The sequence below is a fragment of the Lacticaseibacillus hegangensis genome, from assembly GCF_003946465.1.
Lineage (GTDB): Bacteria > Bacillota > Bacilli > Lactobacillales > Lactobacillaceae > Lacticaseibacillus > Lacticaseibacillus hegangensis.
The window spans coordinates 18,819-39,136 of record NZ_RHOL01000007.1; the positions used below are offsets into that span (position 1 = coordinate 18,819).

Here is a 20,318-nt window from a genome sequence, read left to right on the forward strand (position 1 = left end):
CGGCCTCAGCTTCCCCATTTATTATTGCACAGCCAGTTTTTGATGCAATCAGGACGCGGCAACTCTCATCACCGTCCAAGAAAAAAACACCGACTGCCAAAAGTGGCGACCGGTGTAGCTTTAAGCTAGTTTTGCTCAGCGGAAGGCACAGCGCCCGCCTGTAATTGTGCGTCTTGCAAACTTTGAATGTAATTAAAAGCACTTTGACCGGCCTGGCCGCCTTCACCGACCGCCGTTGCGATCTGGCGCAGGTTCTTCGCCCGAACGTCGCCGATGGCAAAAATGCCAGGGACTTGGGTCTCCATAAGTTCGTTAGTCGGGATCCAGCCCGCGTCATCAAGCACATCAACGTGCTTAAAACTGTCGGTCAGCGGCTTGATGCCGACGTAGATGAACACGCCGGAAACTGGGAGCACTTTATCCTCGCCGGTTTCCTTGTCGTGATAGCGCACGCCGGTGACTTTATTGTCATCGCCCAAGATTTCCTCAGTTTGCGCGTTCCAGACAAAATGCATCTTGGGGTTGGCAAACGCCCGCTGCTGAATGATTTTCTGCGCGCGCAGTTGGTCGCGGCGGTGAATCACCGTCACTTTAGACGCCAGCCCTGCGAGGTATAGCCCTTCTTCAACCGCGGAATCGCCGCCACCGATCACGGCGACCTCCTGGCCCTTGAAAAATGCCCCGTCGCAAACCGCGCAGTATGAAACGCCGCGGCCGCCGTATGCTTCCTCACCAGGCACGCCGAGCTTACGGTGCTCAGCGCCGGTTGCGATGATCACCGCTTTGGCCTGGTACTCGCCTTCGTCTGTGACCACGGTTTTGATTTTGCCGTCATCGGTCAAATCGGTGACATTCCCGTACGCATACTCGGCACCAAACTGCGTGGCCCCGTCGTACATCTGTTGGCCGAGTTCTGGACCCAGAATCGACTTAAAACCAGGATAGTTCTCCACAGCCGCGGTGTTATTCATTTGGCCGCCGTAAATCCCCCGGTCAAGCATGAGCACCGACAGGTTCGCGCGCGACGCATACAGCGCCGCGGTCATCCCGCCGGGGCCAGCACCGATCACAATCACATCATATTGTTTTGCCATGGCAAACACTCCTTCGCCGCATTTTTGCTTACGTTTTGTAAGTCTTTAGTTACTATACCTGCTTTGGTGTAGTTTGTAAAGTCAGCCCAAAGTCAAATTCCGGTTTGCCCTCACGCGCCATCAGATCCGTAATCACGGTCTTAATGGGAGCACCTTGGTACAAGACTTGATAGATGCCCTCAGAAATTGGCATATCGCAACCCTGATCCTTGGCCAGTTCGTGCACGACCTTCGCAGTGGACACACCTTCGACGACCATGCCCATGTTGGCGAGCACGTCTGACAGCTTTTTCCCTTGCCCGAGCGCATTGCCGGCGCGCCAGTTACGGCTGTGCACGCTGGTGCATGTCACGATCAAATCGCCGACCCCAGACAGCCCGATGAAGGTCATCGGATTGGCCCCCATGTGCGTGCCTAATCGAGTAATCTCCGCCAGCCCGCGGGTCATCAGTGCCGCTTTGGTATTGTCGCCATAGCCCAGCCCGTGCAAAGCCCCGGCGCCGATCGCGATGACATTTTTCAGCGCCGCACCCAGCTCAACGCCAAGGACGTCTGTATTGGTGTACAGCCGGAAATAGTCATTCATGAACAGCTTCTGGACGGCCTGGGCGGCGGCCAGATCCGATGAGGCGACAGTCAGCGTGGTGATGTCCTTGGTGGCCACATCTTCTGCATGACTAGGGCCTGAAATCACCACGGGCCCACGGTATGCCCCGACTGGCAGCACCGCTGCCAGCACCTCGGAGACCCGCAGCTTGGTGCCCAGCTCCAGCCCCTTGGCCGCATGGGCAACGATGGGCTGGCCTTGAAGCAGCGGTTTGACCTGCTCGGCGACGCTGCGGATCGCGTTAGTCGGCACCACAAACAGGATCACGGTCGCCCCGGCCACCGCTTCTGCTAGGTCACTAGTCGCCCGCAGGTCATCGTGCAGCACGAAATCAGGCAGATAATGCTGGTTATGATGGGTCTCGTTGATTTCCGGGACCTGCTTTTGATCATGGGTCCATAAGGCAACATTCAACCCATTTTCCACCAGCAGATTGGCCAGCACCGTGCCCCAAGAGCCAGCGCCAAGTACCGCAATTTTATCAGTCACAAGATCACTCCTATAAGTTATTCAGCGAAAAGCCGTCCATGTACCAAGGGACATCCTTGTGGCGCCGCCAAAGCACCAACGCCAGCGCGCCGGCAAACAGCACCACTGACAGCAGCTGCGACACCCGCAGGCCCGGCATCAAATATAGACTGTCCGTGCGCATACCCTCGACAAAAAAGCGGCCGAAGCTGTACCACATGACGTAACTCAGCAGAATTTCGCCCCGCTTGAACCACCCCTTGTGGTGGCGAACCGTCATAATCAGCACAAACCCGATCAGATTCCACATCGACTCGTACAGAAAAGTGGGCTGCCGGTAGGCGCCGGCGATGTTCATCTGCTGAATGATAAATTCCGGCAGGTGCAGACCTCGCAAGTACGCAAGCGTGGTCTTAGCCCCGAACGCTTCCTGATTCATGAAGTTGCCCCAGCGGCCGATGCTTTGCGCGATCATGACCGTTGGCGCCGCAATGTCGAGCACCAGCCACGCGGGCAGCCACTTGACCCGGCAGTAAATCAGAAACACGATCACGCTGGCAATCAGTGCCCCGTAAATCGCGATCCCGCCGTTCCAGATGGCAATAATCTGGCTTGGGTGCGCGCTGTAGTAGGGCCACTCAAAGGCCACGTAGTAAAGCCGTGCGCCCACCAGCGCAAATGGTAACGCCCACAGGACGAGGTTAATGATGTGATCTTCCCCGATCCCGCGGGCGTTTGCTTCACGTGTCGCCAGCCAGACGGCCAGCAGGACTCCGCAGGCGATGATCACGCCGTACCAGTGGATCTCCAGCCCGCCGAGCTTCAGTGCAATTGGATTTAATGCTGCAACCATACTATCCCTCGCTATCGGTCGAATCCTTGGCGTCTGCCCGATCGGCCTGTTCGTTTGATTTGATCAGGTGATTTAAGTTGTTCTCAAAAGTCTTGGTCGCGTCGTACCCCATCGACTTGGCGCGGAAGTTCATCGCCGCAACTTCAATGATCGACGCCAGATTGCGCCCGACTTTGACCGGAATGGTGATTTTTGGCACGCTCACGTCAAAAATCTGCTGGCTCTGCTCACCGGAGCCCAGCCGATCGAACTGCTTGTCCTTGGTCCAGTTCTCCAGGTGCACGATCAGGTCAATGTTCGCGTGGGACCGCACTGCTCCGGCGCCAAACAGGTTCATCACATCGATGATGCCCAGCCCCCGGATTTCAAGCAGGTGAGCCAAAATGGCTGGCGCCTCACCCACAATCGTTTGCTCATCTTTTTGGTACACGTCGACGCGGTCATCGGCAATCAGCCGGTGTCCCCGCTGAATCAACTCCAGCGCGGTTTCAGACTTGCCGACACCGGAATCACCAGTGATCATGACGCCCAGTCCGTACAAGTCGACTAACACGCCGTGCATACTTTGCCGTTCGGCCAGGCGGCTTTCCAGGTAGTCAGTCAGCAGACTGGACAGTCGGGTGGTGGGCAACTTTGACCCAAGCACCGGCACGTGCGCCGCATCCGCGGCCTCGAGCATCTCTGGCAAAGGCGCAATGCCGCGTGAAACCAAAAACGCTGGTGTGTCTTCGGACGCCATTCGTTTCAGAATCACCAGCCGCTCAGCAGCCGTCATGTTGCGGGCAAAGGCGCTCTCCGTCCGGCCAAACAGCTGGATCCGCTCGTGCGGATAGTAGTTGAAATAGCCCGTCAGTTCGAGCCCCGGTCGGGAAATATCACTCACGACCACCTGGCGTTCCGCCAGATAAGGCTCACCGCTGTACACGAGTAAGTTGATGTCTTTGACCAACTGCTTGACTGAGACTTGGTCTGCCATTAGATCCACCCTGCCTTTCATTCATTGCTATCAGTGTATCATCACTGCTCAAAACTTAACAGTGGTGCGGCCATCAGAAAAAGCCAGGCACTCATGCCTGGCTCTCGCTTAGCGATCCCTTCTGGGTTCGCCTAAAGTCGCATTCACAACACTGACAATCAAGGCGAAGATCATTTCACTACCGAAGCTGAAAAACGAAATGCCTGGCACGAACTGCGTCATCAAGACCACCATCAAAGCGTTCAGCACCAGCAGCGATAAGCCTAGAGTCAGAATCGTCAGCGGCAACGTCAGCAGCTTCAGTACCGGCTTAAGCAGCCCGTTCAACAGTCCCAGAATCACTGCTCCTGCCAGCGCCGCCTGCCAGTCGGCCACATACAGCTGATTGGGCAGCAGTTCGGCGTAAACAATGAACACCGCCATGGTCAGCAGCACTTTGCGGATAAACCCCATTAAAAATCACTCCAGTCATCATGATGGGATTCCCGCTGATGGTGTGACTCTTCTTTCACGTGCTCGGCGGGTTTGACCCCCGGCTTGAGGTAAGTTTGCCAGTCGCGGTGATCATGCCGGTCTGGCCGCGGCGCCCGGCCAGGCTGGCGGCGCACCAGCCACAAAATCAGAAGACCAATCAAAACCGGCCAGATTAAAATGTGGAGGAGTGCGATCCCGACAAATAGGCTAAAGCCGATGATGAGCACCAACGCGACACCGACGATGATCAAAATGATAGGTAAGAATAACAGTGGCATTTTGTCACCCCTTTACTTCGTCAAATCGGTATCTTTGAGCTGAATCGTCCCCGTCGACACCGTTGCCTTCAGCGTGCCGACTCCGGTTCCCGGCCGATCGAGCGAAAGCGCCTTGGTTTTGCCGTCGGCTGCGACGCCGGTCATGCGACTCTTGATGCTGCCAAATCGGGTCCGCGCTTCACCAGCAACGGCGACGCTGGCAGGCACCGCAAGCTTCACGTCCCCATTAACAGAACTGGCCGTCAGCGCCTTGAAGTCACTCACCAAAGTCGTCCGAATCGTCCCGTTGACAGTTTTAAGTTCCATTGTCTTGGCATCGCCTTTGAACTTGATGTCGCCGTTAACCGCATCGATCACCAGGTCGTGCACTTGACCGTTGATCTTCACGCTCCCGTTGACCCCTTCCGTTTCCAGCATCACTGCAGTCAACCCGGAGAAAGTCAGGTCACCATTGGTGCTCTTGGCGAAGAAGTCTTTGCCAGCCAGATTGTTGACCTTCAGATTGCCGTTGAGCAAACGCAGAGACACGTGATCGTAGTCGCGCTTCGGCACCGTGATGGTCAAATCAGCCTGAATCCGTTTGTTGGGCACTTGGAAAATCAGGTGATCATCCGTTACTTCGACCCGGCTTCGGTCAAGGAAGGCCTGAAGCGGTGATTCGCCAGCCATCTTGCCATACAGCTTAATGTCCGCTTGGATCGTGATATCGGCGCCCTCGCCTTCAACTAAGGTGACATCACCGTTTGCAAGCTTGACGTCGATGATCGACGCCTGACTGTTCGGATAGGAGAAGGTGTGGCTGAACTTCTCAGTGGCTAGACCTGGCACCTTGATGTTGACATCTTTCCAGTCCACGTTGTCCAAAACGGAACTGACCGTCTTTTTGACCATCGACCCAATTTGATTGGTGGTCACGCTGACGGTCTTGCCAAGGTCGTTCAAAGCGTCTTTGGTCTGATCCTGCCAGTCATCGGGCAAAATGCCAGCCAAACTCTGCTTGGTCAACACGCGCTTTTGGCGGTGCAACTCGCCCAGCTGCTGGCGAAGCTGTTCCTGTTGGTCGGCAAGCTGGACCAGCTTTTCGCCCAGCTGCTCGTTTTCGCGCTTCAAGCTGCCACGCTCTTCATACTTTTCGGGAGTCAGCGTGTCCAGATCCTCCATTGTGTCGAGCACGATAATCTGTTCCTTATTCGCTGCCACTTTTGCTTGCGTTTTTTTGATCTGGTTGCTTGTTGCGTCCAAATTGCCATTGATTTCGGCAATTTTAGTATTCAGCTTAGTGAGCGCGGAGTCTTCAGCAGGTGCTTTGCGGGCTTCACTCGCTTGCCCTGCTGGCTGCGCCTGTTCGCCCTGCGGCGCGCTTTGCTTCTTGGCCATGTTCTCTAACAGGACCAAGGCTTCTTCGCTCGTGATCACACCTTGTTTAACTAAATCTAGGATCCGTTCACGTTCATTCATGAGATTTACCTCCAGGGTTTCTGACTACTGCTTGTAGTTATAGTATGGTCGGTCCCCATGAAAAATGCATAGGTCCTAAGGTTGATTTTGCCCCCCGTCTCGAGCAGAAGGTGCGGGGAACCAAAAAAAAGGCGGTCGCCCGCCTTTAGTCTTTATTTAGAAGCCGTCTTCTTTCGCGTTGGAGTTGAGTTCCAGCAACTTGCCGGTCTTCAGGTACAAGATCCACTCGCAGATATTGGTCACATAATCGCCGATGCGTTCCAAGTAAGAGGACACCAGCATGTAATCCATCGAACCCACAATGGTGTCGGCATCCCGGGTCATCTCATCGATGCAGAGGTAGTAGATCTGACTGGAGAAGTCATTGATGCCATGGTCTTCTTCGGCAATCTGCCGGGCAGCATCGCCGTCCTCTTTGACGTATGCATCAAGGACCTGCTCGACCATTTCCTTGACCGCAGCGGCCATCTGGGCGATGACGCGTTCGATTTCGGGCACTCGAGTCTCACCCTTCACTCGGATCGTAGACTTGGCAATGGACACCGCATGGTCGCCCATCCGCTCCAAGTCCGAGCTCGCCTTCATGATCGTGACGATCATGCGCAGGTCGGACGTCACCGGCTGCTGCAAGGCGATCATTTCAAAGCTGCGTTTTTCCAGGTCGACTTCTCGCTTGTTGATGTGGAAGTCGTTGTCGATCACAGAGTGCGCCAGCGTCTTATCGTGATTGACGAACGCCTTCACCGAATCAAAAATGGCCTCATTGACCATCATGCCCATCTCCGAAAAGCGCGCGTGCAAATCATTGAGCTCATCTGAAAATAGTCGCCGCATGCCGTTTTCCTCCTTGGTCCTGAACTTAGCCGAACCGGCCGCTCAGGTAATCTTCCGTCTCTTTTTGCTTTGGGGTCAGGAACATTTTCTTCGTGTCGTCAAATTCCACCAACCGGCCTTGAAGAAAAAAGGCGGTTTTGTCTGAGATTCGCGAGGCCTGATGCATGTTGTGCGTCACAATGATGATTGTATACTGATCCCGCAGTTCCAGCAGCATATTTTCAATTTGCGTGCTCGAAATCGGGTCAAGCGCCGAGGTGGGCTCATCGAGCAGGATCACTTCCGGTTGCACGGCCAGTACGCGCGCGATGCAGACCCGCTGCTGCTGACCGCCTGACAGGGAAAGCGCACTGTCATGGAGCTTATCTTTGACCTCATCCCAAATCGCTGCCTGTTTCAAGCTGGTTTCGACCGCCGCGTCCAAGGTGGTGCGGTCCTTCACGCCCGCCAGTCGCAGCCCGTACACCACGTTGTCATAAATCGAAAATGGAAACGGGTTGGGCTGTTGGAACACCATCCCCACCCGCTTGCGCAGGGCCACCACGTCGGTGTCCGGCGCGTAGATATCCTGGTCTTCCAACCGGATATCGCCGGTGATTTTGACGCCGGGGATCAAGTCGTTCATCCGGTTGAGGATGCGCAGGTAAGTCGACTTGCCACAGCCGCTGGGACCGATCATGGCGGTGATTTCGTGTTCGTTAAAGTCCAGATCAATGCCGGTCAGGGCTTCAAAATTGCCATAGAAGAGGTGAACGTCTTTGCTGGTGATCACTTTGGTTTTCATGAGCTCCCCCTTCCTAGCCGAAGTGGCCAGACACATAATCGTCGGTCGCCTGAATTTTCGGCCGCGTAAAGATTTTTCTGGTTTCGTCGTACTCAATCGCGGTACCGGAGTAGAAAAAGGCTGTGTAGTCGCTGATGCGGGCCGCCTGCTGCATGTTGTGGGTGACGATGATGATCGTGTAATGGTCCTTCAGCTGAAGCAAGGTGTCCTCCACCGTCGATGTGGAAATCGGATCCAACGCGCTGGCCGGTTCGTCCAGCAGCAGGATATCTGGCTTCATGGCGATGGCGCGCGCAATGCATAAGCGCTGCTGCTGGCCGCCGGAAAGCGCCAGTCCACTCTGATTCAGGTCATCTTTGACTTGGTCCCACAAAGCGGCGTCTTTGAGACTCTGCTCAACCAGCTCATCGAGTTTTTCTTTGTTGTGCTCGCCGAAGCGTTTCGGCGCAAAGGTGATGTTGTCATAAATCGACTTGGCAAATGGGTTGGGCCGCTGAAACACCATCCCGATGTGCTTGCGCATCTCGTAGACGTCCACTTGCTTGGAGTTGATGTCAACGTCCCGGTACATGATCTGGCCGGTGACCCGCGCACCTTCGATGGTGTCGTTCATCCGGTTGAGCGACCGCAAAAACGTCGACTTGCCCGAGCCGGACGCGCCAATCAGCGCAGTGATCTTGTAGCGCTCAAACGGCAGCGACACGCCGTGAATGGCCTCGTGGTCGCCGTAAAACACCTTCAAATCATGCGTGGCCAACGCAATTTCCTGACCCGCGTCGAACGGCTTGATGAAGGTATCAGTTAACGAGTAATTTTGCATGCGGCACCCTCCTCGCCATTATTCGGCGGTCATTTTTTTGTACAGGCGCTGGCCCAAGAATCGGGCTAGGACGTTGAACAGCAGTACGGCGAGAATCAGCACCGCACTGGCGCCGGCGGACACCGCCGCCGCGTCAGGCTGAATCCCTTCGGAGTTGATTTTCCAGATATGCACGGCTAAGGTTTCGGCCGGCCGGAAAATATTCAGCGGACTGGCGATGTTCAATGGATTCCAGTCGGTAAAATCCAGCGCCGGGGCGCTTTGCCCGGCGGTGTAGATCAACGCTGCGGCCTCGCCGAAAACACGGCCGGCGCCCAGAATCATCCCGGTGATAATACCGGGCAGTGCTTCCGGGATGACCACGTGAATCACGGTTTCCCAGCGCGAAAGCCCCAGCGCTAGACCAGCCTCCCGCTGGGCAAAATCGACCTGCCGCAGCGAATCCTCAATATTCCGCGTCAAAAGTGGCAGGTTAAACATGGTCAGCGCCAGCGCCCCGGACAGAATCGAGAAGCCAAAATGAAATTGCAGCACAAAGACCAGAAAGCCGAACAGGCCAACGACCACCGATGGCAGCGAACTCAGAATTTCGATCGCAGTCCGGATGATGTCTGTCAGCCGGTTGGCCTTGGCGTACTCCGCCAGGTAAATCCCGGCCCCAAGTGAAATGGGCACCGAAATCAGCATGGCCAGCAGCAGCAGATAAAACGAATTGAACAGCTGGATACCGATCCCGCCGCCAGCCTCGAAAGCCTTGGCCGGACTGGTAAGAAAATGCCAGGAAACATGCGGCAGGCCCTGAACCAAGATATACCCCAACAGGCTCGCCAGGATCAAAACGATGAGCACGGCAATCGTGTACAAAACCCCCGTCGCCAGACGGTCTTTTTGTTTGGCGTTCATCGCTTCATCTCCCCTTTCTTACCGATCCAGCGGATCACGAGGTTGAAGGCCAAAGACATCAGCAGCAGAAGAAGTGCCAGGGACCAAAGCGCATTATTTTCCAGCGATCCCATGACAGTATTCCCAATGCCTGAAGTCAAAACGGACGTCAACGTCGACGCCGGGCTGATCAGGTTGTGTGGCAGCAGGGCGGCGTTGCCGATTACCATTTGCACTGCCAGCGCCTCCCCGAAGGCCCGCGCCATCCCAAACACGACCCCGGTCAAGATGCCTGGCATGGCCGCGCGGAGCACCACACGACTGATAGTCTGCCAGCGCGTGCCGCCCAGCGCCAGGCTCGCCTCCCGGTAGTACCGCGGCACGGCGTTCAAGGCGTCCACGGTCATGGACGTCACCGTTGGCAGAATCATGACGAACAGGACAAAGGTCCCGGCCAAGATCCCAAAGCCGGTGCCGCCAAAGACGTGGCGAATCGCCGGCACGACGACTGACAGCCCGATGAACCCGTAAACGACACTGGGAATACCCACCAGCAGTTCGATTACCGGCTGCAAAATCTTCTTACCCATTTTAGGCGAAATCTCGGTCATAAAAATCGCCGCACCCACCGCAAACGGCGTCGCGACCACCGCCGACAGAAAAGTCACCCCAAACGAGCCAACAATCATGGGCAGTGCCCCGACCTGGGGGTTGCCGTGAGCGTCATTGACCGCTGGCGACCACACACTTTTGCTCAGAAATGACCACAAGTTGACCTTGTTGTCGAAGAACGTTGCCAGGCCTCTGGACGCCACAAAGAAGAAGATGGCGGCGACCACGATCACAATCAAACTGATGCAAAACAGACTGATCAGCTTCCCCCGCTGCTCGAGCTTAGCAGAGCGGGAGCGCTTGAGCATTGCGGCTTTAATTGGATCCATTGGACTTTTCCCCCTGCTTATCGATCACGTTCCCCTTAGCATCCCGCGTGACCTTCATCGCGGTGATCGGGATATACCCCATTTTGCTAACGAGTCGTTGCTGCGTCTTGGCGCTTTGAATGTAGGCCAAAAACTGCTTGGTCAACCCGTGCGGCTGGCCCTTGGTGTACATATGCTCGTACGACCAGATTGGCCAGTCGTTCGTGGTGACGTTCTGGTCCGTCGGCTTGACCCCGCTCAGTGCCAGCGCACGCACCGAACTATCCACGTATGAAAACGCGACGTACGACACCGCCCCTGGCGTGCTGGCGACAATCGAGCGCACCATCCCTGTCGAGTCCTGCTCCTGCGCCGGCATCGGCTGCCGGTCGCCCAGCACCCACCGTTCAAACGTCGCACGCGTTCCTGAGCCTTGTGCCCGGTTGACGACGACCACCGGCAAGTCCTTGCCGCCGACCTGTTTCCAGTTCGTGATCTCACCCGTGAACAACCGGCGCAGTTGGACCACGGTCAGATTTTTGACCCCGACTGCTTTGTTGGCAATCGGCGTGATGCCCACGACCGCGACTCTGTGGTCCACCAGCTTTTTGGCGTTGATCCCGGCCTTCTCCTCGGCAAACAGATCCGAGTTTCCGATTTCAACGGCCCCTTGTTGAATCTGCGACAGGCCGGTCCCGGTCCCGCCGCCTTGGACGTTGATGAACACGCCGACGTGATCGGTTTGGTATTGCTCAGCCGCTGCTTCAACCAGTGGCTGCAGCGCGCTGGACCCGACCGCGGTAATGGCCTCACCGCTGCTTTGGCTCGTCCCACAGCCAGCGAGTGCGAGCAGCCCGGCTAAGGCGAGAAATAAAAGATGACGTTTCTTCATGTTCACCCCTCCACGACCGTCTTCGGCCAAGTGCAGTGTTTTCAGCGTCAATACATAACAAGACGAGTGTATCAATCACATGTAAATTGTTGCCTCATCCTTTGTAAAAGCTGGGTAAATCAGTCAACGGGAGGGTGACCGTGAACGTCGAGCCCACGCCCAGCTGACTATTCAGCGTCACGTCCCCGCCGAGCTGAAGTACCATATCGTGGACGATGGCCAAGCCGAGGCCGGTGCCGCCATTATGCCGACTGCGGGCCTTGTCGACCCGGTAGAAGCGTTCAAATATCCGTTCCTGGTCATTTTCTGCGATGCCGATCCCCGTATCCTGCACGCTGAGCTTCAGATTTTTCTCGTCGGCTTTAGCTGTCACCGTAACGACGCCGTCCTTGCGATTATAAAACACAGCGTTGTTTAGCAGGTTCCTGACCACTTGAGAAAATTTCGCCGGCACCGTGGTGATGGCCAAATCGTCCGGCACATCGGCGTTGATGGTCAGCTGCTTTTCTGCGATCGGCTGCTTCAGGCTCTGCAGGGCGTCTGTGACCAGCGCCTGCACATTCACCGGCTTGGCCTGGACTTGGCCGGAATCCGGGCGCGAGAGCGTTAAGATGTCCGTAATTAGCTGCGTCAGCCGTGAGCTTTCATCGTAGATAATGTGCAGAAACTGATCCAGCGTCTGCGGATCGTCTTTAGCCCCCGCGAGCAAGGTCTCGGCAAACCCGCTGATCGCCGTCACTGGCGTTTTCAGCTCATGCGACACATTGCCAACAAAATCCAGCTGCATCTGCTCGACCTGCCGCAAGTAGGTCACATCATACAAGATGACCAGCACCTGCAGGTCACTGGTTCCCCGGTTCAGTGCGATCACGCTGGCGTCGACCGACTTTTGCGTGTTCAGCATGGTCAGTTCCTTGTGGTGCGTCTTCTGATTGCGATAGGTGTGTTCAATCATCCTGGCCAGACGATAGGTTTTGATGTCGTCAAAATAATCATGCTTGGCCTCCAGTATCGGGTGACCAACCAGCGCCGCCATGGCCGAGTTAGCGAGCAGGACCTGGCGGTTTGCGTCCAGCAGCATCACGCCCAGCGGCAAGTGATCAATGAGGCGGCCAAACGTGGCCTGCCGGATCTCCGCTTTCGACCGCAGATCTTCCGTGGCGGCGTGCAGCGATTCGATTTGCTTGCCCATGGCCAGAAACGGTGAATCCGGGGTCAAAATAATCGACTCCGGCACCCCGCCGGCCTCAATGCGGGCCAGGTTGCCGGTCATTTTATCTAGATGACCGACCCAGTACCGGTGGCGGCGCTGCATCAGCATCAGCAATGCCGCCAGCCCGAGAATGGCCACAATGATCATGCTCCAGGCGACGATCGGGGCGGCCTCAAACAAAGTTGCGCGCCGCTGCCAAACGCCGACAAACTGATTGTTGCGGCGACCCACGTAAACTTGTTCCGGCTGACCGGCGACACTCATCGTCGTGGTGTGGCCCATGATTGTTCGCTGCTGGTCCACCAGCTTCGTCAACAGCTTTGCACGCGTCCCTGTGGTCTTGCCGTCGAGCACGGTAAAGGTGACGTGGTTATCCGCTGCCAGTCGCTTAGTTGCGACGGTTCCTTGATAATCGCTGAACGTTTGGTAAAGCGAAGCGAGATAGGCGCCTTGCTGGACGTACAACACACGGTCGATCGCCATCCACAAGGCAAAAAAGCCTGCGATAGCGAGTATGCTAACCCAGGCAATGCGCCGAACATGCTTACTCATGAGGCGCCTCCATCTGATAACCAAATCCGCGCACCGTCTTGATGTAATCTGGATGCTTTGGATCGCGTTCGATCTTATCCCGCAAGTGGCTGACCTGAATGTCCACCATCCGCGTCGCGGCCGGGTACTCAAACCCCCACACGCCGTTCAGCAGCGCATCGCGCGACAGCACTTTACCCACACGCTTGGCAAAATACACCAACAGCTCGAATTCTTTGGGAGTCAGCTGCAGGCGCACCCCGGCCTTGCTAGCGCGATAATTCTCGGGATCAATCATCAGCTGACCGACCACCAGCGCCTGGGCCGGCGGTTTAGGGCCGCTTTGCCGCGGGGTGTCGATACGCCGCTCAATCGCCTTGATGCGGGCAATGATCTCGCGTGGGGAAAAAGGCTTTGTGACATAGTCATCAGCGCCAAGTTCCAGACCCACGATTTTATCCGTTTCACTGTCCTTGGCCGTCAAGATCATGATCGGCGTCTCCAGGTTAGCAGCCCGCAACTTTTTGGTCACCTCAAGGCCGTCTAAACCTGGCAGCATCAAGTCCAAAATGATGAAATCAAAATGCTGCTGAAGCGCGAGACTCAGGGCGGTATCCCCATCCTCTGCGGTGGTCACATCGTAGTGCTCTTTTTCCAAGTTGTACTGAAGCAGGGTAACAATTGCTGGTTCATCATCGACGACAAGAATTCTCTTCATGCTTGTTCCTCCGCAAATGTGATCATTCCCAGTTCGTGTGGTGCCCCGTTAAAAATGGCCGTTTCGGTCAGCCTGATGGCCCCGTCAAGACGCATCACCTTTAGCCGGCAGTAGGTGGGCGACGTTTGCAAGGCCGCATACAATTCATCCTCGGTGTGAACCGGCAAATGATTGCAGGTCAGGACAATGTCGCCGGCGGCCAGGCCCATTTTGCTGGCAGGCGTATCCGGCTGAACGGCAACGAGCCGCACTCCGGCACTGGTTTGTGAAATCAGACCGGTCCCACGCCGAGTCGCCGCCCAGTTGGCCAGGCCCAAGATGACGCCCAACGCGGCTACGGTGAACACCGCCATCTGACCGGCCGCTGGGCGCCAGTAAACAAGCGCGGCAACAACCAGCGCGACCAGCCCGGCGCCTAGGTATTGCCAGGACCAGGCGTCGGTCGCGTGCGTGGGCAGCTGCTTTTTGGTGGTCAGCGCTGCGCCGATCACCAAGGGCAAACCCACAAGCGCGAAGTGCACCGAGCCAATTCCCAGCTGCGGCCACCAGCCAAACGCGGGCAGGCAGTCGCCGGCCACCGGCAGCACGAGTGGGAGCCAGTACCACTGCCGGCGACTATACGTGGCAATGCGGGCGCCGCGCTTGCCAGGGCACAGCTTCGGGACATCCACAGCCGGATTCATGAAGCGCAGAAGCAACGCGTTAACCAGCCAGAGGCCAGCGAGCAGCGCGGCATACCCGGCCGCCCAGCCGGCTGGTTTGGCAATTGGACCAAGCCACGGCGGCAGCAAGCTCACCAGGCCGGCCAGCGCGACGAACCATGGGGCAAAACCGAGTCCGGCAAGCAGCAGTGCGACCACGTTGAGCACAATCAACGTCAGCATCACCGGGTGCGGAAGTATTACCCCGAGGAAAACCAAGGCCACGCTAAGGACCAGTCCGCCAGCAACGCCGCCAAGCAAGCCGGCCCACCAATTCGTCCAGAGGCGGTCAATGCTGGTGCCAAACACCGCTCGCTCCTGACGAAACCGGTGGCTGCGCCAAAACAAGGCGACCAGCAGTCCCACCAGGGTGACCGGGCGTAAAAATAATGTAACCAGCAATTGTCCCATACGCACCTTCCTCACTATTCATCGTAAGTATAGCATGTATTTTCACTGCGCCAAACGCCCACGCCAGCAAAAAACCGCCTCGCCTCTAGGCGAAACGGTTGTATGCGGTTCAATCAGTCAGGCTTTCAGGTAACGACGCATGGAAACGACCGACCCGAGCGCCCCGATGATGATCCCAATCAGGGCCATCCCCAGGTCCAGCCAAAGCAGAAATGGCATGTTCGGGTACAGGGAAAAGCCGTTGACCGCCTCGGTGAAGTGGGCATTTTGCGCCACCAGGCCGTAGCCAAAGTCGACCAGCAGCATCGGCAGCAAGGAGCCAAACAATCCAGTCCAGGCCCCTTCGAGCAGGAACGGCCAGCGAATGTACGCGTTTGTCGCACCCACTAAGCGCATGATCTTGATCTCGTCACGCCGCGACAAAATCGTGATGCGAATCGTGTTGGAAATCAGGAACACCGCCACGAACAGCAGCAGTATCATGAAGAACGCGCCCCACCGCTGAATTGTCGAAACTGTCCGGAACAGCTTTTTGGCCGTGTTCCCGCCGTATGTGGCCTCCGAGACATGCTTCATTTTCTCAGCGCGCCGGGCAACATTGATCGTATCTTTGGCAGAGTCAGTATCGACCATGAAGATATTGTTCAGTGGATTCTGATCGCCGCGGAACATCGCCCACTGTGAGCCGTAACTGCCAACGATGGAATTGAGTTCTTGGCCGGCAGAGCGGTAGGTGACTTTCTTGACCTTAGCTAAGCCCTTCAGTTCCTGCTCCAAGTGATCCTGTTGCTTCTTGGTGGTGCCCTTTTGGATGTATACGCGAACCCGCACATCATTTTCGACTTGCGTGGAGACGCGGTTAACGTTCAGCAGCAGGGCAAGGAAGATGCCGACCAACAGCAGCGTGACCGTCACGGCAGAAATTGCCGCCACCGACATCCAGCCATTGCGTTTCAGACTCTTGAGGGAGTCCTTGACGTGACGCAATAAAATATTAGTTTTCATCGCTGTAGCTGCCCCCTTGCTCGTCGCGAACCAGCCTGCCGCCGGCGATTTCCAGCAGGCGGTGCGGCCGTTCATTGACGATCTCGCGGTTGTGAGTCGCCATGATGACAGTGGTGCCTTCCGAGTTGATTTTTTCCAAAATATCCATGATGCCTTCCGAGGTGTCCGGATCCAGGTTCCCGGTTGGCTCATCGGCGATCACCACGTCAGGCGCGTTGACAATCGCGCGGGCGATGGACACCCGCTGCTGTTCCCCACCGGAGAGCTCGTTAGGGAAGCGCCGGATTTTTTGCTCCAGGCCGACCATTTTCAGCACATGCAGGACCCTTGGCTTAATGTCTGCCTCTTTAGTCTCAACCACTTGCATCGCGTAGGCGACATTTTCGTACACCGTCAACCGCGGCAGCAGTTTAAAGTCCTGGAACACAATGCCGATGCCACGCCGAAAATACGGCACTTCCTTGGGCGCCATTTTAGCCAGGTCGTACTTGCCAACCTGAATGGTGCCGCTAGTCGGCTTCAATTCATGGTAAAGCATCTTGATGACAGTCGACTTACCGGCACCACTGGGCCCAATCACGTAAAGAAATTCCCCCGGGTCGACGGTCAAACTCAAATCCTTGATCGCGATGACGCCGTTGTCGTACTGCTTCATCACGTTTTTCATCTGAATCATGACTTCGCTCCTTTATTTGAACACTATCGCTGAGTATAGCAAAGCAATACGTCAGACTGATTGCAGCCAGATTACATTTCGTTACGCCGGGTTGGCGTTGGCGAGCTCCCACTGCAGATAAGCGTAAATGAACGGATTGAGCGCGCCGTCCATCACGGCCTGGCCGTTGCTGGTCGAGTAATTCGTGCGGTGATCCTTCACCATGGTGTAAGGGTGAAAGACATACGAGCGAATCTGTGACCCGAACGCCACCTCCATCTGCTGGCCCTTGATGGCCGCAGCCTGCTCTGCCTTTTTCTCCTGCTCACGCTGATAAAGCTTGGCCTTCAGCATGGCCATCGCGGTGGCCTTGTTCTGGAACTGACTGCGCTGAGCCTGGCTGGACGTCACAATGCCCGTTGGAATGTGAATCAGTCGGACCGCACTGGAGGTCTTGTTAATGTGCTGACCACCGGCCCCACTGGAGCGGAAGACCTCCATTTTGATGTCTTCCGGCCGCAAGTCCACGTCGATGGTGTCATCCAACTCAGGCATGACGTCGACCGAGGCAAAACTGGTGTGACGGCGGCCGGCCGCGTCAAACGGCGAAATGCGCACCAGCCGGTGCACCCCTTTTTCCGACCGCAGCATGCCGTACGCATTCTCCCCGTTGATCAGCAGCGTGACACTTTTAATGCCCGCTTCGTCGCCGGCTTGATAATCGGCCACTTCAACTGCGTAGCCGTTCTGATCCGCCCACCGCTCGTACATGCGCGTCAACATGGACCCCCAGTCCTGCGCTTCCGTGCCGCCGGCACCGGGGTGAATTTCGATGATCGCGTTGTTATGGTCGTACTTGCCGTTGAGCAAAAGCGCCATTTCGTAGGTGCTGAGCTTGTCCTGCAGGGCCGCCATATCGCGTTCAAGCTCCTGTTGCAGCTCCTTGTCCGGCTCTTCTTGAAGCAGTTCAAACGCCACTTCAAGGTCATCAAGCTTGCTCTGCAAAGCAATGAAGTTATCGTGCTTGACCTTAAGTTGATTATTCTGGTCGATCAGCTTTTGTGCGTTTTCTTGATCGTCCCAAAAGCCCGGCTCGGCCATGCGACCTTCATTTTCAGCGATGCGTTCGTTCAGGACATCGAGGTCAAAGCGACCCCCTAAAGTGATTTATTTTGGCTCGCATGTCTGCGAGGGTGGTGCGAATCTCTGCGATTTCCATCGTGTCGTTCCTTTCCCAGTAACCGATTTCGCCAAAAACGCCAAGGCAACGGGAGCGCTGCCCTGGCGTCATAATCAGCGACGAATATTTTGTCGGATCTGCGCCTTCATGAATAGCCGGGTGACCCCGTCGTCCATGTTCGCGATCATTTCCTCAAACATCCGGTACGCTTCTTCTTGGTACTCGACCAACGGGTTCATCTGCCCGTAGCCGCGCAGCCCAACACTTTGCCGAAGCTGATCCAAGGCATCGATGTGCTCGGTCCACAGACTGTCGACCACGCGCAAGATCACGACTTTTTCAAACTCCAGCATCTGGGCCTTATCGCCCAACTGGTTCAACTTGCTGGTGTAATTATCTTCAGCCAGCTGTTCAAGCGTCCTGATGATCTCGTCGCTTGACCGTTTGGCGAGCGCACTCTTCTTGAAGTCCTCATCCGTGACCATGTTAGTCGTCACGTAGTCGTAAATCTTGTCGAGTTCCCACTCCTGCTTTTCCCCTTGGGTGTGAGCCTGGACCATGCGTGTGATGCAACGATCGATCATCGCCATCAGCACTGGCTTCAGCGTCTCGTCTTCGTTGATCACCTGCTGGCGCTGCTTATAAATGACCTCACGCTGTTCGCGCATCACGTCATCGTACTGAAGGGTGTTCTTACGGGTATCGTAGTTGTTCCCTTCAACGCGCTTTTGCGCCGATTCAACGGAGCGCGAGATCATCCGGCTGCGGATCACCTGCTCGTCGTCGTCCAACTTGAAGCGGTCGAGCATCTGCTTGATCCGTTCTGAGCCGAAGCGCTTCATCAAGTCGTCCTCAAGCGACAAGTAAAACTGGGTGGCACCAGGATCGCCTTGCCGCCCGGAACGGCCACGCAGCTGGTTATCGATCCGGCGGCTTTCGTGCCGCTCGGTCCCGATGACCGCAAGCCCGCCGACCGCCGTGACTCCGGGGCCCAGTTTGATATCGGTCCCGCGCCCGGCCATGTTCGTCGCGATCGTGACCGCGCCGCGCTGGCCCGCGTTCATGATGATTTCGGCTTCCTTGGCATGGTTCTTCGCGTTCAGCACGCTGTGGGGAATGCCTTCCTCGTCCAGCAGTTTGGACAGCCGTTCGGAAGACTCAATTGCGACCGTGCCGACCAGAATCGGTTGCCCTTTGGCGTGGCGTGCTTTGATGTCCCGCGTTACAGCCTTAAACTTGGCATCCAGGGTCGGGTACAAAATGTCCGGGGAATCAACGCGAATGACCGGTTTGTTGGTCGGAATCGAAATGACTTCCATGTTGTAGATTTCCCGGAATTCTTCCTCTTCCGTCTTCGCCGTCCCCGTCATGCCGGCCAGTTTATTGTACATCCGGAAGAAGTTCTGATAGGTAATCGTGGCCATGGTGGCATTTTCGTCCTGGATTTCGACGCCTTCCTTGGCTTCGATCGCCTGATGCAGCCCGTCAGAGAAGCGCCGCCCTTCCATCGCGCGGCCAGTGAACTGGTCAACGATCAGCACTTCGCCTTCCTGCACCATGTAGTCGATATCCTTGAGCATGATGTAGTTGGCCCGCAGCGCCTGATCCAAATGGTGCGTCAGGGCGGTATTTTCGGTGTCGTAAAGGTTCTTGAGGCCAAAGATCTTCTCCGCCTTGCGGATCCCGTTTTCGGTCAACGCCACGGTCTTGGTCGGCCAGTCGATCTTGTAGTCGTCCTCTTCCTTGAGGGTCTTCACGAAGCGGTCGGCGCGAATGTACAGCCCGGTCGACTTTTCCGCCCCACCAGAGATGATCAGCGGCGTCCGGGCTTCATCGATCAGAATTGAGTCCACTTCATCGACGATCGCGTAGTTGAGTGGCCGCTGAACCATCTGCTGCTTGTAGACAACCATGTTGTCACGCAAATAGTCGAACCCGAGTTCACTGTTCGTCGAATAGGTGATGTCCGCGTTGTAAGCCGCCTGTTTCTCCTCAGAGGAGAGATCATGGGTGTTCAGCCCCACGGTCAGGCCCAGCCAATTGTATAGCTCGCCCATTTCGGTCGCGTCACGACCGGACAGGTATTCATTGACGGTGACGACGTGGACCCCTTTGCCAGCTAACGCGTTCAGGTAGACGGGCATGGTCGCGGTTAGGGTTTTCCCTTCACCAGTTTTCATTTCGGCAATGTTGCCTTCGTGAAGCGTGATGCCGCCGATGATCTGCACCCGAAACGGGAACAGGCCGAGCACGCGCTTAGCACCTTCGCGGGCAGTCGCAAAGGCTTCAGGCAAGATGTCATCGAGGGTTTCCCCCTTCATGAGCCGATCTTTCAATTCAGGCGTTTTTGCTTTCAGGTCCTCATCGCTCAGCGCAGCATACTCGTCCTCGTAGGCCATCACCTGATCGGCAATTTTACCGAGACGGTTCACTTCGCGCTTGTCGCTTTCGACCCAAGACTTTAATACGTTTGGCATTCAGTAATCCTCTCCTGTCATCCAACTTTGCATACTGCTGACAGTATCTAAATCATTTTATCATTGTTCTCAGGTCTTTACACGCCT

General features: G+C 56.2%; 20 protein-coding genes. All 20 read right to left on the bottom strand.

Translation table 11 applies throughout. The features are described from left to right. Nucleotides 1-125 precede the first annotated feature (125 nt). Nucleotides 126-1,094 carry a thioredoxin-disulfide reductase gene (trxB, locus tag EKM86_RS02860; protein ID WP_125755011.1) on the bottom strand — a complete coding sequence of 323 codons (969 nt, stop codon included), beginning with the start codon at nucleotides 1,092-1,094 and terminating at the stop codon, nucleotides 126-128. Between the two features lie 52 nt (nucleotides 1,095-1,146). Next, nucleotides 1,147-2,190, bottom strand: a complete 1,044-nt coding sequence (locus EKM86_RS02865; protein WP_125755012.1) for an NAD(P)H-dependent glycerol-3-phosphate dehydrogenase — start codon at nucleotides 2,188-2,190, stop codon at nucleotides 1,147-1,149. Nucleotides 2,191-2,200: 10 nt separating this feature from the next. After that, entirely contained in the window at nucleotides 2,201-3,022 is an 822-nt protein-coding gene (lgt, locus tag EKM86_RS02870; protein ID WP_125755013.1) for a prolipoprotein diacylglyceryl transferase, read from the bottom strand. Nucleotide 3,023: 1 nt separating this feature from the next. Next, nucleotides 3,024-3,998 (bottom strand): HPr(Ser) kinase/phosphatase, encoded by a 975-nt coding sequence (hprK, locus tag EKM86_RS02875; RefSeq protein ID WP_125755014.1) that lies wholly within the window; start codon nucleotides 3,996-3,998, stop codon nucleotides 3,024-3,026. A gap of 108 nt (nucleotides 3,999-4,106) precedes the next feature. Further along, the gene (locus tag EKM86_RS02880; protein WP_125755015.1) at nucleotides 4,107-4,451 is read right to left on the bottom strand and encodes a phage holin family protein; all 345 of its coding nucleotides are present in this window, start codon (nucleotides 4,449-4,451) and stop codon (nucleotides 4,107-4,109) included. Then, nucleotides 4,451-4,750, bottom strand: a complete 300-nt coding sequence (locus EKM86_RS02885; RefSeq protein ID WP_125755016.1) for a hypothetical protein — start codon at nucleotides 4,748-4,750, stop codon at nucleotides 4,451-4,453. The genes EKM86_RS02880 and EKM86_RS02885 overlap by 1 nt, the downstream gene beginning before the upstream one ends. Before the next feature lie 12 nt (nucleotides 4,751-4,762). After that, complete coding sequence (liaX, locus tag EKM86_RS02890; RefSeq protein WP_125755017.1) at nucleotides 4,763-6,208, bottom strand: daptomycin-sensing surface protein LiaX; 1,446 nt, start codon at nucleotides 6,206-6,208, stop codon at nucleotides 4,763-4,765. Between the two features lie 156 nt (nucleotides 6,209-6,364). Beyond that, nucleotides 6,365-7,042 (bottom strand): phosphate signaling complex protein PhoU, encoded by a 678-nt coding sequence (phoU, locus tag EKM86_RS02895; RefSeq protein ID WP_125755018.1) that lies wholly within the window; start codon nucleotides 7,040-7,042, stop codon nucleotides 6,365-6,367. A gap of 25 nt (nucleotides 7,043-7,067) precedes the next feature. After that, nucleotides 7,068-7,826, bottom strand: a complete 759-nt coding sequence (gene pstB / locus EKM86_RS02900; protein ID WP_125755019.1) for a phosphate ABC transporter ATP-binding protein PstB — start codon at nucleotides 7,824-7,826, stop codon at nucleotides 7,068-7,070. A 13-nt stretch (nucleotides 7,827-7,839) separates the two neighbouring features. Beyond that, nucleotides 7,840-8,646, bottom strand: coding sequence for a phosphate ABC transporter ATP-binding protein PstB (gene pstB / locus EKM86_RS02905; RefSeq protein ID WP_125755020.1), 807 nt, complete (start codon nucleotides 8,644-8,646; stop codon nucleotides 7,840-7,842). A gap of 18 nt (nucleotides 8,647-8,664) precedes the next feature. Next, complete coding sequence (gene pstA, locus EKM86_RS02910; RefSeq protein ID WP_125755021.1) at nucleotides 8,665-9,549, bottom strand: phosphate ABC transporter permease PstA; 885 nt, start codon at nucleotides 9,547-9,549, stop codon at nucleotides 8,665-8,667. Further along, a complete protein-coding gene (pstC, locus tag EKM86_RS02915; RefSeq protein WP_125755022.1) occupies nucleotides 9,546-10,469 on the bottom strand; it encodes a phosphate ABC transporter permease subunit PstC in 924 nt (307 codons plus the stop codon). Before pstC ends, pstA begins: the two co-directional genes overlap by 4 nt. After that, on the bottom strand, nucleotides 10,456-11,340 hold the full coding sequence (locus EKM86_RS02920; protein ID WP_125755023.1) for a phosphate ABC transporter substrate-binding protein PstS family protein: 885 nt from the start codon (nucleotides 11,338-11,340) through the stop codon (nucleotides 10,456-10,458). The genes pstC and EKM86_RS02920 overlap by 14 nt, the downstream gene beginning before the upstream one ends. A gap of 94 nt (nucleotides 11,341-11,434) precedes the next feature. Beyond that, nucleotides 11,435-13,105, bottom strand: a complete 1,671-nt coding sequence (pnpS, locus tag EKM86_RS02925) for a two-component system histidine kinase PnpS (RefSeq protein ID WP_125755024.1) — start codon at nucleotides 13,103-13,105, stop codon at nucleotides 11,435-11,437. Beyond that, entirely contained in the window at nucleotides 13,098-13,802 is a 705-nt protein-coding gene (locus tag EKM86_RS02930; protein WP_125755025.1) for a response regulator transcription factor, read from the bottom strand. The genes pnpS and EKM86_RS02930 overlap by 8 nt, the downstream gene beginning before the upstream one ends. Next, nucleotides 13,799-14,914: a PDZ domain-containing protein gene (locus tag EKM86_RS02935; protein ID WP_125755026.1), complete on the bottom strand. Its 1,116-nt coding sequence runs from the start codon at nucleotides 14,912-14,914 to the stop codon at nucleotides 13,799-13,801. The genes EKM86_RS02930 and EKM86_RS02935 overlap by 4 nt, the downstream gene beginning before the upstream one ends. Before the next feature lie 117 nt (nucleotides 14,915-15,031). Beyond that, nucleotides 15,032-15,919 carry a permease-like cell division protein FtsX gene (gene ftsX, locus EKM86_RS02940; RefSeq protein ID WP_125755027.1) on the bottom strand — a complete coding sequence of 296 codons (888 nt, stop codon included), beginning with the start codon at nucleotides 15,917-15,919 and terminating at the stop codon, nucleotides 15,032-15,034. Then, the gene (gene ftsE, locus EKM86_RS02945) at nucleotides 15,909-16,595 is read right to left on the bottom strand and encodes a cell division ATP-binding protein FtsE (RefSeq protein WP_125755028.1); all 687 of its coding nucleotides are present in this window, start codon (nucleotides 16,593-16,595) and stop codon (nucleotides 15,909-15,911) included. The genes ftsX and ftsE overlap by 11 nt, the downstream gene beginning before the upstream one ends. A gap of 81 nt (nucleotides 16,596-16,676) precedes the next feature. Next, nucleotides 16,677-17,793 (bottom strand): peptide chain release factor 2 gene (gene prfB / locus EKM86_RS02950; protein ID WP_125755029.1). Its coding sequence is split into 2 segments (ribosomal slippage): nucleotides 16,677-17,720 and nucleotides 17,722-17,793, totalling 1,116 coding nucleotides; the frame shifts between segments, so codons are not numbered across the junction. 74 nt (nucleotides 17,794-17,867) lie between these two features. Further along, a complete protein-coding gene (gene secA / locus EKM86_RS02955; protein ID WP_125755030.1) occupies nucleotides 17,868-20,231 on the bottom strand; it encodes a preprotein translocase subunit SecA in 2,364 nt (787 codons plus the stop codon). Between the last annotated feature and the right edge of the window lie 87 nt (nucleotides 20,232-20,318).

Bases quoted from the DNA above. Each gene is read 5' to 3' on its own strand.
- pstB (WP_125755019.1), bottom strand. From the start codon at position 7,826: ATGAAAACCAAAGTGATCACCAGCAAAGACGTTCACCTCTTCTATGGC.
- liaX (WP_125755017.1), bottom strand. From the start codon at position 6,208: ATGAATGAACGTGAACGGATCCTAGATTTAGTTAAACAAGGTGTGATC.
- EKM86_RS02880 (WP_125755015.1), bottom strand. From the start codon at position 4,451: ATGGGGTTTATCCGCAAAGTGCTGCTGACCATGGCGGTGTTCATTGTT.
- ftsE (WP_125755028.1), bottom strand. From the start codon at position 16,595: ATGATTCAGATGAAAAACGTGATGAAGCAGTACGACAACGGCGTCATC.
- EKM86_RS02920 (WP_125755023.1), bottom strand. From the start codon at position 11,340: ATGAAGAAACGTCATCTTTTATTTCTCGCCTTAGCCGGGCTGCTCGCA.
- ftsX (WP_125755027.1), bottom strand. From the start codon at position 15,919: ATGAAAACTAATATTTTATTGCGTCACGTCAAGGACTCCCTCAAGAGT.
- pstA (WP_125755021.1), bottom strand. From the start codon at position 9,549: ATGAACGCCAAACAAAAAGACCGTCTGGCGACGGGGGTTTTGTACACG.
- pstB (WP_125755020.1), bottom strand. From the start codon at position 8,646: ATGCAAAATTACTCGTTAACTGATACCTTCATCAAGCCGTTCGACGCG.
- pstC (WP_125755022.1), bottom strand. From the start codon at position 10,469: ATGGATCCAATTAAAGCCGCAATGCTCAAGCGCTCCCGCTCTGCTAAG.
- hprK (WP_125755014.1), bottom strand. From the start codon at position 3,998: ATGGCAGACCAAGTCTCAGTCAAGCAGTTGGTCAAAGACATCAACTTA.
- lgt (WP_125755013.1), bottom strand. From the start codon at position 3,022: ATGGTTGCAGCATTAAATCCAATTGCACTGAAGCTCGGCGGGCTGGAG.
- secA (WP_125755030.1), bottom strand. From the start codon at position 20,231: ATGCCAAACGTATTAAAGTCTTGGGTCGAAAGCGACAAGCGCGAAGTG.
- EKM86_RS02935 (WP_125755026.1), bottom strand. From the start codon at position 14,914: ATGGGACAATTGCTGGTTACATTATTTTTACGCCCGGTCACCCTGGTG.
- pnpS (WP_125755024.1), bottom strand. From the start codon at position 13,105: ATGAGTAAGCATGTTCGGCGCATTGCCTGGGTTAGCATACTCGCTATC.
- trxB (WP_125755011.1), bottom strand. From the start codon at position 1,094: ATGGCAAAACAATATGATGTGATTGTGATCGGTGCTGGCCCCGGCGGG.
- phoU (WP_125755018.1), bottom strand. From the start codon at position 7,042: ATGCGGCGACTATTTTCAGATGAGCTCAATGATTTGCACGCGCGCTTT.
- EKM86_RS02930 (WP_125755025.1), bottom strand. From the start codon at position 13,802: ATGAAGAGAATTCTTGTCGTCGATGATGAACCAGCAATTGTTACCCTG.
- EKM86_RS02885 (WP_125755016.1), bottom strand. From the start codon at position 4,750: ATGCCACTGTTATTCTTACCTATCATTTTGATCATCGTCGGTGTCGCG.